10 protein-coding genes are annotated in these 12,758 nt (G+C 64.7%); all 10 read left to right on the top strand.

The window, feature by feature from the left end; translation table 11 throughout:
* Positions 1–38: 38 nt before the first annotated feature.
* The 10 genes from A9762_RS18330 to A9762_RS18285 all read left to right on the top strand — a co-directional run bounded on the left by A9762_RS18330 (position 39) and on the right by A9762_RS18285 (position 12,658).
* The gene (locus A9762_RS18330) at positions 39–1,925 is read left to right on the top strand and encodes a dipeptide ABC transporter ATP-binding protein (protein WP_069343450.1); all 1,887 of its coding nucleotides are present in this window, start codon (positions 39–41) and stop codon (positions 1,923–1,925) included.
* A 187-nt stretch (positions 1,926–2,112) separates the two neighbouring features.
* Positions 2,113–3,672 (top strand): glutathione ABC transporter substrate-binding protein GsiB, encoded by a 1,560-nt coding sequence (gene gsiB / locus A9762_RS18325; RefSeq protein ID WP_069343449.1) that lies wholly within the window; start codon positions 2,113–2,115, stop codon positions 3,670–3,672.
* Positions 3,673–3,813: 141 nt separating this feature from the next.
* The gene (gene gsiC, locus A9762_RS18320) at positions 3,814–4,734 is read left to right on the top strand and encodes a glutathione ABC transporter permease GsiC (RefSeq protein WP_069343448.1); all 921 of its coding nucleotides are present in this window, start codon (positions 3,814–3,816) and stop codon (positions 4,732–4,734) included.
* 10 nt (positions 4,735–4,744) lie between these two features.
* Entirely contained in the window at positions 4,745–5,659 is a 915-nt protein-coding gene (gene gsiD, locus A9762_RS18315) for a glutathione ABC transporter permease GsiD (protein WP_083254064.1), read from the top strand.
* 20 nt (positions 5,660–5,679) lie between these two features.
* Positions 5,680–6,810, top strand: coding sequence for a P1 family peptidase (locus tag A9762_RS18310; RefSeq protein WP_069343464.1), 1,131 nt, complete (start codon positions 5,680–5,682; stop codon positions 6,808–6,810).
* A gap of 95 nt (positions 6,811–6,905) precedes the next feature.
* A complete protein-coding gene (locus A9762_RS18305; RefSeq protein ID WP_069343447.1) occupies positions 6,906–7,724 on the top strand; it encodes a M55 family metallopeptidase in 819 nt (272 codons plus the stop codon).
* Positions 7,725–8,087: 363 nt separating this feature from the next.
* Positions 8,088–9,041, top strand: coding sequence for a DUF4118 domain-containing protein (locus A9762_RS18300; protein ID WP_069343446.1), 954 nt, complete (start codon positions 8,088–8,090; stop codon positions 9,039–9,041).
* 2 nt (positions 9,042–9,043) lie between these two features.
* Positions 9,044–9,913 (top strand): carboxylesterase, encoded by an 870-nt coding sequence (locus tag A9762_RS18295; protein WP_069343445.1) that lies wholly within the window; start codon positions 9,044–9,046, stop codon positions 9,911–9,913.
* Between the two features lie 305 nt (positions 9,914–10,218).
* A complete protein-coding gene (locus tag A9762_RS18290; RefSeq protein ID WP_083254063.1) occupies positions 10,219–11,451 on the top strand; it encodes an ABC transporter ATP-binding protein in 1,233 nt (410 codons plus the stop codon).
* The gene (locus tag A9762_RS18285; RefSeq protein WP_069343444.1) at positions 11,345–12,658 is read left to right on the top strand and encodes an ABC transporter substrate-binding protein; all 1,314 of its coding nucleotides are present in this window, start codon (positions 11,345–11,347) and stop codon (positions 12,656–12,658) included. Before A9762_RS18290 ends, A9762_RS18285 begins: the two co-directional genes overlap by 107 nt.
* Positions 12,659–12,758: the final 100 nt, after the last annotated feature.

Genomic DNA, 12,758 nt, shown 5'->3' with positions numbered 1-12,758 from the left:
GTACCAGATTCAGCAAGTGAAGATTAGCGAGGACAGGCGTGGCTGAGCGTAAGACAACCCCTACGATTTCGTTGCCCGACGAGCGCGTGCTCGACGTGAGCGGCATTACCGTGCAGTTCGCGACGTCCGAGCGCGTGGTGACGGCCGTGCGCGATCTGTCCTTCCATGTCGACCGTGGCGAGACGCTCGCCATCGTGGGCGAATCGGGGTCCGGCAAATCGGTGACCTCGCTCGCGGCCATGCGTCTCGTCGAGAACGGCGGCGGGCGGATCACCGAGGGCTCGATGGTCATGCGCCGCCGCAACGGCAAGCTCGTCGACCTCACGCGTGCCAGCGGCCGCACCATGCGCAGTATTCGTGGCGCGGACATGGCGATGATCTTCCAGGAGCCGATGACCTCGCTCAACCCGGTTTTCCCGGTGGGCGAGCAGATTGCCGAATCCATCCGTCTGCATCAGGGCAAGGATGTCGCCGCAGCGCGCGCCGAGGCGCTGCGCATGCTCGAACTCGTGCGAATTCCAGAAGCGAAGCGCGTGCTCGGTCGTTTCCCGCACCAACTGTCGGGCGGCATGCGTCAGCGCGTGATGATCGCCATGGCGCTGTCCTGCAAGCCGGGCCTGTTGATTGCCGACGAGCCGACCACTGCGCTCGATGTGACGATTCAGGCACAGATCCTGCAACTGATTCGTGCGTTGCAAGACGAAATGCGCATGGGCGTCGTGTTCATCACGCACGACATGGGGGTGGTGGCCGAAGTTGCCGACCGCGTGCTCGTGATGCATCGCGGCGACAAGGTGGAAGAGGGCCGCTCGGCGGAAATTTTCGCCGCCCCGCGCGAACGCTACACGCAGGCGCTGCTCTCGGCAGTGCCGCGTCTCGGTTCGATGCAGGGTACCGACCTGCCGGCGCGCTTCCCGCTGCTGCGCTACGACGCCCCGGCGGATGCCAAACCCGTCGCCGAAACCCCGCAACCGACGGTCAAGACGGAGGCCGGTCCGATCCTGCGCGTGAAGGATCTCGTCGCGCGCTTCGACGTGCCGTCCGGTTTCTTTGGCCGTGTGAAGCAGCGCGTGCACGCCGTCGAGCGGGTGAGTTTCGATCTCTATCCCGGCGAGACGCTGGGCCTCGTGGGCGAGTCCGGTTGCGGCAAGTCGACGACCGGCCGTGCGCTGCTGCGTCTGGTCGCCAGTCAGGGCGGCTCCATCGAGTTCGGCGGCAAGCCGATTCACGATCTCGCCGGTCGCGCCTTGCAGACGCTGCGCCGTGATATCCAGTTCATCTTCCAGGACCCGTTTGCCTCGCTCGACCCGCGTCTGACGGTGGGGTTCTCGATCATGGAGCCGCTGCTGGTGCATGGCGTGGCGAGCGGCGCGGAAGCCGAAAAGCGCGTGGCCGAACTGCTCGAACGTGTGGGGCTGCCTGCCGATTACGCGCAGCGCTACCCGCATGAGTTCTCGGGCGGTCAGCGTCAGCGTATCGCCATCGCCCGCGCACTGGCGCTCAAGCCGAAGGTCGTGATCGCCGACGAATCCGTCTCGGCGCTCGACGTCTCCGTGCAGGCGCAGATCATCAACCTGATGCTCGACCTGCAAAAGGAGTTCGGCATCGCGTTCCTGTTCATCTCGCACGACATGGCGGTCGTGGAGCGGATCAGCCACCGTGTGGCGGTGATGTTCCTCGGGCAGATCGTGGAGATCGGTCCGCGTCGCGCGATCTTCGAAAACCCGCAGCATCCTTATACGAAGAAGCTGATGTCGGCGGTGCCGATTGCCGATCCGGCGCGCCGTCACGCCAAGCGGGAGTTGCTGACGGAAGAGATTCCGAGCCCGATCCGCGCGATCGGCGACGAACCGCAGGTGCAGCCGCTCGTGGAAGTCGGGGCGGGGCACTTCGTGGCGCGTCATCGCGTGGCCGGCGCTTATTGAGGGCCGATTGACCGATCCGTCGGCGTTACGTCCGGCACCGGATTTCGCATTCCCCGGGGACTCGCGTTCCCGGCAGTTTCAGGCAGTACCCAAGTTGCACGTCTCGTTGTAGCCATAATGCCCGCCAAGTGGCGCAGTCGAAGGACTGGCCCGCGGCGACCCCGTCAGACCAGAAGGAGAAAGACAGATGTCGAAAAACGTTTTGTTGGGCGCTCGCTGGAAAACCGCGCTCGCGTCCGTCGCTGTGGCGTCCGCCGTGTTCGGTGCAGCCCCGGCGTTCGCCGCCAAGGATGTCGTGATGGCCGTGCAGTCGACCTTCACGACGATGGATCCGTACGACGCCAACGACACGCTGTCGCAAGCGGTCGCGAAGTCGTTCTACGAAGGCATGTTCGGTTTCGACAAGGACATGAAGCTCGTGAACGTGCTGGCCGACAGCTACACGGTCTCGCCGGACGGCCTCGTCTACACAATCAAGCTCAAGTCCGGCGTGAAGTTCCAGGACGGCACGACCTTCGACGCTGCCGCCGTGAAGGCGAACTTCGACCGCGTGACGAACCCGGACAACAAGCTCAAGCGCTACAACTTGTACAAGGAAATCGCCAAGACGGAAGCGGTCGATGCGCACACGGTGAAGTTCACGCTCAAGGAGGCGTTCTCGCCGTTCATCAACACGCTGGCGCACCCGTCGGCCGTGATCATCTCGCCTGAAGCGCTGAAGAAGTACGGCAAGGACATCGCCTCGCACCCGGTCGGCACGGGCCCGTTCGAGTTCGTCGAATGGAACCGCACCGATTACGTGAAGGTGAAGAAGTTCGACGGCTACTGGAAGAAGGGCTATCCGAAGGTCGACACGATCACCTTCAAGCCGGTGGTGGACAACAACACGCGCGCTGCCGTCATGCAGACGGGCGAAGCGGGTTTTGCCTTCCCGGTGCCGTATGAGCAGGCCGACGGTCTGAAGGCCAGCGGCAAGGTCGACGTGATCGCCGGTCCGTCGATCATCCAGCGCTACGTGAGCTTCAACACGAAGCAGAAGCCGTTCGACGACGTGCGTGTGCGTCAGGCCATCAACTACGCCATCAACAAGGAAGCGCTGGTGAAGGTGGCCTTCGCGGGCTACGCCACCCCGGCCGACGGTGTGGTGCCGAAGGGCGTGGACTACGCGGTCAAGACCGGCCCGTGGCCGTATAACCCGGCCAAGGCGAAGGAACTGCTCAAGGAAGCCGGTTACCCGAACGGTTTCGAGACCACGCTGTGGTCGGCCTACACGTACACCACCGCACAGAAGGTGATCCAGTTCGTGCAGCAGCAACTGGCGCAAGTCGGCATCAAGGCGCAAGTGCGCGCGCTTGAAGCCGGCCAGCGTGTCGAGCTGGTCGAATCGGCCCCGGATCCCGACAAGGCGCCGGTGCGCATGTACTACGTGGGCTGGTCGTCGTCGACGGGCGAAGCCGACTGGGCACTGCGCCCGCTGCTGGGCTCGGAGTCGTTCCCGCCGAAGCTCTTCAACACCGCCTATTACAAGAACGAGGCCGTTGACGCCGACTTCAACAAGGCGCTGCTGACGACCGATCGTGCAGAGAAGACCAAGCTGTACACGGACGCCCAACAGAAGATCTGGAACGATGCGCCGTGGGCGTTCCTCGTGACGGAAAAGCTGCTGTACGCACGTAACAAGAACCTGTCGGGCGTGTACACGATGCCTGACGGCTCGTTCAACTTCACCGATATCTCGATGAAGTAATCGCCGGACCCATCGCGCCCCCGTCAATGGTCGGGGGACGGCGATGGCCTGCGAGTGTGATGTTCCCCGCGCCGCCGGCTCCGGCCGACGGCGCGGTCTACCGCAAGACATGGTTTAGGCAAGACGTTCGGCAAGACTGCGATGCTCAATTACTTTCTCAAACGCCTGCTCGGCCTGATCCCCACGCTGCTGATCGTGGCGGTGCTGGTGTTCGGCTTCGTGCACATGTTGCCGGGCGATCCGGCGCGTCTGGCGGCCGGTCCGCAGGCGGACGAGGCGACCGTGGCGCTGGTGCGTCAGGATCTCGGCCTCGACAAGCCGCTGCTGACCCAGTTCACGACCTTCATCACGCACGCGGTGCGCGGCGACTTCGGTCTGTCGATGCGCAGCAAGCAACCGGTCTCGGAGGAAATCTCCAGCCGCTTCATGCCGACGCTGTGGCTCACGCTGGTGAGCATGATCTGGTCGGTGGTGATCGGCATGGGGCTCGGTGTGGCGTCTGCCGTCTGGCGCAACCGCTGGCCCGACCGGCTCGGCATGACTTTCGCGGTCTCGGGCATCTCGTTCCCCGCATTTGCGCTGGGCATGTTGCTGATGCAGATTTTCTCGGTGCAGCTCGGCTGGCTGCCGACCATCGGCGCCGATTCGTGGAAGAGCTACATCCTGCCCTCGATTACGCTGGGCGCGGCGGTGGCCGCCGTGATGGCCCGCTTCACACGCTCGGCGTTCGTCGAAGTGCTGCACGAAGACTTCGTGCGCACGGCCCGCGCCAAGGGGCTCAACGAAATGCGCGTGGTGTTCAAGCATGCGCTGCGCAACGCCATGATCCCCGTCGTCACGATGATGGGGTTGCAGTTCGGTTTCCTGCTCGGCGGCTCGATCGTCGTCGAGGTGGTATTCAACTGGCCTGGACTCGGACGCCTGCTGATCGACTCGGTCGAGATGCGCGACTATCCGGTGATTCAGGCGCTGGTGCTGTTGTTCTCGCTTGAGTTCATTCTGATCAACCTCGTGGTCGACGTGCTGTACGCCGTCATCAACCCGACCATTCGCTACAAGTGAGGCACGCATCATGAGCGCAAGCCAACCGACAACCCAACCGACGACGGCCACTGCGGCGGCCGCCGGCGGCAATCGCGTGCGCACGCCGTGGCGCGAATTCTGGCGCAAATTCAAGAAGCAGCACATCGCGATGGTCGCAGGCGCCTTCGTGCTGGTGCTGGTCGTCATTGCGATCCTCGCGCCGCACCTCGTGCCGTTCGATCCGGAGAACTTCTTCGACTACGACGCCCTGAATGCCGGGCCGTCAGCGAAGCACTGGTTCGGCGTGGATTCGCTCGGACGCGACATCTTCAGCCGTGTGCTCGCGGGCACGCGCATCTCGCTGGCCGCCGGCTTCGGCTCGGTGGCCCTCGGTGCGGTGATCGGCACGGTGCTGGGCCTGCTGGCGGGTTACTACGAAGGCTGGTGGGACCGCATCGTCATGCGTATCTCCGACGTGCTGTTCGCCTTCCCGGGCATTCTGCTCGCCATCGGCGTGGTGGCCGTGCTGGGTAACGGCATGATCAACGTGATCGTGGCCGTCGCTATTTTCTCGATTCCGGCGTTCGCGCGGCTCGTGCGCGGCAACACGCTGGTGCTCAAGCATCTGACGTATATCGAGGCGGCGCGCTCCATTGGGGCGTCGGACTGGACGATCATCATGCGGCACATTCTGCCGGGCACGGTGTCGTCCATCGTCGTGTACTTCTCGATGCGTATCGGTACGTCGATCATCACGGCGGCGAGTCTGTCGTTCCTGGGGCTTGGCGCGCAACCGCCTACGCCGGAGTGGGGCGCGATGCTCAACGAAGCGCGCGCCGACATGGTCAACGCGCCGCACATCGCCATCTTCCCGAGCCTGGCCATTTTCCTGACCGTGCTCGCTTTCAACCTGCTCGGCGACGGCCTGCGCGACGCGCTCGATCCGAAGCTCGACCGGCATTGATGACCCCGCAGGAGCGCGAAATGATCCCCCCGTCAGACTTTCGCGAAGCCTCGTTCGGCGCCCCCCACGTCGGGCTGCTGCCCGCCGGGCCGCGCGATGCCATCTCGGACGTGCCGGGTGTTTTCGTCGGACACGTGACGCTCGCCGACGGGCCGGTACAAACGGGCGTCACCGTCGTCTGTCCGACGCCCGCCACGACAATGGATCCCGGCGGCGCGGCCCCCGGAGCGTCGGCGCCCAGCGCGCAGTGGGATCCGTTTCGCACCAAGATCCCTGCGGGTGCTGCGGTCATCAACGGCTTCGGCAAGAGCGTGGGTCTGATGCAGATCGACGAACTGGGCGTCGTCGAAGCGCCGCTGGCGCTCACCAACACGTTCTCCGTCAGCCATGTCGTACTCGGCCAGCTACGCGCGGCCATAGCGGCGAATCCGGGCATCGGGCGGGGCGCTCCCTCGCTGAACCCCACGGTGTTCGAATGTAACGACGGTTATCTGAACGACATGCAGGCGTTCACGGTTACCGAAGCGGATTACGCGCAGGCGCTGACGAACGCATCGTCCGACTTTGCGCAGGGCGCGGTCGGCGCCGGACGCGGCATGTCCAGCTTCGGACTGAAGGGCGGCATCGGCTCCGCGTCGCGGGTCGTGGAAACGGCCGGGGCCACGTTCACGGTCGGCGTGCTGGTGCTCTCAAACTTCGGCCGCCCGTCACAGTTGACGATTGCCGGGCGTCACGTCGGGCCGGTGCTCGACGAGCGCCTCGCACAGCCCGAGCAAAGCGCGGCGCCCGAGCGTGGCTCGATCATCATGCTCGTGGCCACCGATGCGCCGCTCGACGCGCGGCAGTTGCGCCGTGTCGCCACGCGCACCGGCGCCGGACTGGCGCGCACCGGTTCCGTCTACGGTCATGGCAGCGGCGACGTTGCCCTTGCTTTCACCACCGGCTACACCGTAAGTCACGACGCGATGGGACGGGTGGCGCCAGCGGCGCTGGTCCCCGACGCATTGCTCGACCCCATTTTTCAGGCGACGGCCGACGCCACCGAGCAGGCCATTCTGCACGCGCTGTTTGCGGCCGAGTCCGTACTCGGGCGCGACGGTCATGTGCGGCGCGCACTCGCCGACGTGCTGCCCGACTGGGCGGCGCTGTAACCGGAGGCTGCCATCGGGCGCCGCCACCGTCTGCCCCGTCAGCGCCGGCATGGCGCCGCGCCCGTAGCCCCTTACGACTCTATCGACACGACACTATGCGAATTCTGATCTCCACCGATATCGAAGGCGTCGCGGGCGTCTTCCACGCCGAACAGACACGCGCCGGTAACGGTGAGTACGAACGCGCGCGCCGCTGGATGACGCGCGAAGCCAACGCCGCCGTCGAAGGTGCCTTCGCTGGCGGGGCGACCGAAGTGATGGTCAACGATTCGCACGGCGGCTTTCGTAACCTGTTGCCGGACGAACTCGATCCGCGCGCGCGTCTGGTGCTGGGCAAGCCGCGCTATCTCGGCATGGTCGCCGGGGTGGAAGCCGGGTGTGACGCGCTTTTCATGATCGGCTATCACGGCAAAGCCCAGAGCGCGGGCATTCTGGCGCACACGATCAACAGCTTCGCCTTCGCCCGCGTATGGCTGGGCGGCGTGGAGGCGAGCGAGGCCATGCTGTATGGGGCGCTCGCCGGTGAGCGGGGCGTGCCGATGGTCATGGCCAGCGGCGATGACGTCTTCTGCGAAGAAACGCAGTTGATCTTCCCCTCCGCCCATTTCGTGCAGACGAAGGCGGCGTGGGGGCAGGGCAGCGGCATGACGCTCAGCCCGTCACAGTCGTGCGAGCTGATCCGGGAGGCGGCGAAGACATCGCTCGAAGACTCGCGCAAATGGCATACGTACAAGGTCGAAACCCCGGTCGAAGTGCGTCTGCAAGCCCAGAGCACGGCGCTCGCCGACCTGTTCTGCCAGTGGCCGACGCTCGAACGCGTGGACGGTGTCACCCTGCAATACGTCGCGCCGAGCGTGGAGGCGGCCGTTCGGGTGCTCAACTGCCTGTCCGCCATGTCGTTCATGCTGCGCTGAGCCGGGCGCGTGGCCGCTCGCCAGCGCCCGACGGGGCGCTGAAATCGGCCGTAAGACGGACTTTTGACCCGGCAAACGCGTGCCGGACCCCGCCAAAAGGGCTCTGTAACCTGTTGGTTTGCAGGGTTTTGTCGAGTTTTGTCACCGGTATTTCCCTGTCAACCGAACCGGCACTGCCCGCTTAGCCGCGCCAGTGCTGGATCTGCGTTTTCCATGTTGTTGCGGCGCGACTTTCTCAGGGTTCACCGCGCCAAAACGTCAAGGTCGGACGTGCGATAATCCGTAATATTTTGTAACAGCAGCACCGCACTATGGGTGCCGTAACGGTTTATTGAGCGTCGGCAGCGATGTCGGCGGTGAATCATGGATATCAGAAACGCCCGACGTTGGGCGGAGCCCGGCGCGAAACGCTACGTCGGCGCACTCATGGTGGTACTTGCTGCGTTTCTTGTTCGCAGCCTCCTGCATCCGGTGCTCGATCACTCGATGCCGGGCGTCTTTTTCGTCTGCGCGGCCATCATCGTCGAATTCACCTGGGGGCTGGGACCGGCCATCATGGCGATGATCGTGAGCATCCCGATTTTCGACTTCTTCTTCGTGCCGCCGTTTCGCGACATCGCGGAGCTCGATCGTCGGGACGTGCTGATCGTTACGGGCTTCATGCTCATCACGCCGTTGGCGGTTGCCCTCATCGAACGCCTGCGCCGCGCGCAGTACCGCGCCGAACTTCTCGCGGAAGTCGCCCAGACGCGTTACGAAATGCTGCTGCGCGCCGAGAACGAGCGCATGGTGCTGTCGGATTCGGTGCAGTTGGGCAATGCGCTCATGACCTATCTGACGAAACACCTCGACTCGATCTTCTATCTGGCCAACCCGGCCACGCACTACCAATTCATCGACGAGCATTTTCGTCGCGAGACGGGCGTGTCGCCGGATGTCGTCCAGCGCGACGGGTTGCGCGCGATGTTGCACCCGGAAGACGCGCAACGTCTGGCAGGGTTGTTCTCGGCGGAAGGCGAGCCGCCGCCGCCGGGCGCCTACAACCTGCGGGTGCGCACGCACGATGGCGACTTCGACGTGATTCACTGCGAGTTGCAGCACTTCCGCGCCCATGTCGGCACGTATGTGATCCTGCGTCTGCATGCAGGGCCGACGGTGCGTCCGGTGAGTACGGTCACGCCGTTGCATGCTGCCGTACCGGCAGCGAGTGCGTCCAATACGTCCAACACGTCCGGTGCGTCCAGTACGTCTTCCACGGCCAACGCGGCCAACAAGCTTGAAGTTACGCAGACGTCCGGCGTCTGTGGCGGGGTTTGACCATGTTTCAACAAGACATCTTCTACAAAGGCGGCGAGCATGCCGTGCTGCTGCTGCCGGGGCTCTCGAGCACGCCGCTCGAAATGCGTCCGGTCGCCAAGGCGCTGCATCGCGACGGCTACACCGTGTCGGTGCCGCACATCGAGGGTTACGGCCTCGGTGCGCCGTGCACCCACTGGCGCGAGTGGATCGCCGCGGCGCGCGTGAAATACCGTGAACTGCGCGACACCCATCAGACCGTATCGCTGTGCGGCCTGAGCATGGGAGCGACGCTGGCGCTTGCGGTGGCGGAAGAGGAGCCCGATGTCGCGGCCATCTCGGTGCTGGCCGTCACGCTGGTGTACGACGGCTGGACCATTCCGCTGGCTTATCCGCTGCTCGATTTGCTGTATCACCTGCCGTTCGGCCATCGCTATCGCTATTACGAGAAGGCGCCGTTCGGGCTGAAGAATGAAGCGTTGCGTGCCCGGGTGCAGAAGTCGATGTCGCTGCACGACGCGTCCGAGATCGGTTCGGCGTCGCTGCCCATCGCCCACTTGTATAACGCGCGCCGGCTCGCGTCTCACGTGCGCAACCGGCTCGATCGCGTAACGGCAGACTGCCTGATCGTGCACGCGGTGGACGACGATACGGCCAGCCCGCACAACGCGCGTATCGTCTACCAGGGCGTGTCGTCCGACGTGAAGCAGAAGTGCCTGCTCGGCGAGAGCTATCACATCCTCACGATGGATAACGAGCGCGAGACCGTCGCCGACGAGACGCGCCGCTTCTTCCGCGACGCCGTCGCGCGTCGCACCGGCGGCGCCACGTCTGAAACGCGCATCATCTCCAAGGCGCTGCTGCGCGCCAAGCGTCGTCAGGTCGCTGCCTGAACGGTGCATCTCCAGGGGCGAGGGCGGGTGATCTGTCGCCAGCCTCCCCTGTCTTCCCATGACGTTTTTTCGTGGTCGCGTGATCGCGAGAGAGCGTCGTTCGTATCCCTAAATTCTCATTCTCTGCGAACGACATCGGTATCCGGTCGCCTGACGTCGGCCTGATATCGGACGGCCCTGTGAGCCCCGCCGGTATTGGTGCACACGATGTCATCAAACTGCCATCGATGGCCGGTTAAGGTCTGGGTTTTCCGATCCAGACGTCGATCCGATCACGCTCGGGACGGCGCAGCGCACACCAGGTCATGTCATCGCTCGTCATTGAATCCGTCAGCAAACAGTGGGGAGACACGCACGCGCTTCAGGACGTGAGTTTCACCGCCGACGCAGGCTCGCTCGTGGTGCTGCTCGGCCCGTCGGGGTGCGGCAAGTCGACGTTGCTGCGCATGATCGCGGGTCTCGACACGCCGACAAGCGGACGCATTCTGTTGGGCGCCGACGACGTGACGGCCTTGCCGCCGGCGCGTCGCAAGCTGTCGATGGTGTTCCAGTCCTACGCGTTGTTCCCGCATCTTTCCGTACGCGAAAACCTGCTGTTCGGCCTGCGCGTGCGTCGTGAGCCGACGCGCGACTATCCGCAGCGTCTGGCGCGCGTGGCGTCGCTGCTGGGACTTGAGCCGTATCTGGATCGCAAGCCGTCGCAACTCTCGGGCGGACAGCAGCAGCGTGTGGCGCTGGGCCGCGCGGTGATCGCCGAGACGTCCGTGTGCCTGATGGACGAACCGCTGTCGAATCTCGATGCACAACTGCGTCAGGAGATGCGTCGCGAAATCCGCGCGCTGCAACAGCAGCTCGGCATGACGCTCATCTACGTGACGCACGATCAGACCGAGGCGATGAGCATGGCCGATCAGGTCGTGCTGCTGCGCAACGGTCGCATCGAGCAGCGCGGTGCACCTCACACGCTCTACGCCACGCCGTCGACGCGCTTTGCCGCGAGCTTCATCGGCACGCCGCCGATGCAGTTGCTGCGTCTCGTGCGTCATGCCGACGCGCTCGTACCCGCCGGTCAGACCGGCCCGGCGTTGGCCCCGGCCGGTCAGCTCGACAGCGCATGGCTCGGCCTGCGCCCGGAGCACGTGCGTGCGGTGGCGCCCACGTCCGTGGGTGCCGTGCTCGCCAAGGTGAGCGCCGTCGAATATCTGGGGGCCGACACGCTCGTCGCCTGCACGCTGGGCGACGCGGGCGAGATCGCCACGCGCGTGCCGGGTCACCGGCCATTCCTGCCGGGCGACGCCATCGGGCTCCAATGGGACGCCGCCGATCAGCATCTGTTCGATGCGACGTCGGGCATGCGCATGGCGGATACGACATCGGCCACGGCGCCCGAAGAACACATCACCACCACGCTTACACGGGGAATCCAGGGAAATGCGACGCACGATTCTGAAAACGTTTGCGGCGGGGCTGGCAACGGCCGCCGCAGTGTCATTGGGCGGCCTGAGCAGCCCGGTCTTCGCGCAACAGAAGCCGGTTGAGCTTCAGTTTTACTATCCGGTCGCCATTGGCGGTCCGGTCACGAAGATCATCAACGATCTGGTGGCGGACTTCGAGAAGGATCATCCGAACATCAAGATCAAGCCGGTGTACGCGGGGTCGTATCAGGATTCCGTGGTCAAGGCGCTGACGGCCGCGAAGGCCGGCACCCCGCCGCAACTGGCCGTGCTGGCTGCGGCCGACGTCTTCACGCTCATCGACGAAGACGCCGTGGTGCCGATCGACAGCATTGCGAACACGCCGGCCGACAAGCAATGGCTCGACGGCTTCTACCCCGCGCTGATGCTGAACTCGCGCATCAACGGCCACACGTGGGGCGTGCCGTTCCAGCGTTCGACCATCGTGATGTACTGGAACAAGGACGCCTTCCGCGAAGCCGGTCTCGATCCGGATCACGCACCGGCAAACTGGGACGATCTCGTGAGCTACGCACAGAAGCTCACCAAGCGCGATGCGTCGGGCAACGTGACGCAGTGGGGCATCAAGGTGCCGTCCGTCGGCTTCGCGTACTGGTTGTTCCAGGCGTTCACCACGCCGGCCGGTATCGAGCTGATGAACCCGGCCGGTACGAAGACGTTCCTCAACGCGCCGCAGGCCGTGCAGTCGCTGCAATACTGGGTCGATCTGACGACGAAGTACAAGGTCATGCCGACGGGCTCGATCGAGTGGGGCACTACGCCGAAGGACTTCCTCGAGAAGAAGGCCGCCATCGTCTACACGACGACGGGCAACCTGACCAACATCCGCACCAACGCCACGTTCCCGTTCGGCGTGGGCAAGATGCCGGCCAAGGTGCGCGGCGGCAGCCCGACGGGCGGCGGCAACTTCTACGTCTTCAAGAAGTCGACGCCGGAAGAAAAGCAGGCCGCGATGACGTTCATCAAGTGGGCCACCACGCCTGAGCGTGCCGCACAGTTCGGCATCGACACGGGTTACGTCGCCGTGACGCCGGCCGCGTGGGACACCCCGGCGATGAAGCAATACGTGCAGAAGGTGCCGGCGGCAGCCGTGGCACGCGACCAACTGAGCGTGAGCGTGGCCGAGTTCTCGACGCACGACAACCAGCGTGTGACGAAGTCGCTCAACGACGCGATTCAGGCTGCCGTGACGGGCACCAAGTCGCCGAAGCAGGCGCTCGACGACGCGCAACGCGAAGCCGATCGCATTCTGCGTCCGTATGCGCGCTGAGTCTCGCTGACAAGTCTTACCGCAACACATTAGTCTCGTAGCAACCGGTCGTCGCACGGCAGTCAGCGTGCGGCGACCGGTGCAGAATCGATGGACCGCC

Origin of the sequence: Pandoraea sp. ISTKB (genome assembly GCF_001721285.1) — a bacterium.
GTDB classification, from domain to species: domain Bacteria; phylum Pseudomonadota; class Gammaproteobacteria; order Burkholderiales; family Burkholderiaceae; genus Pandoraea; species Pandoraea capi.
Note: the sequence above shows the minus strand (reverse complement) of the source record. Positions and strands in the feature narration are given on the sequence as shown.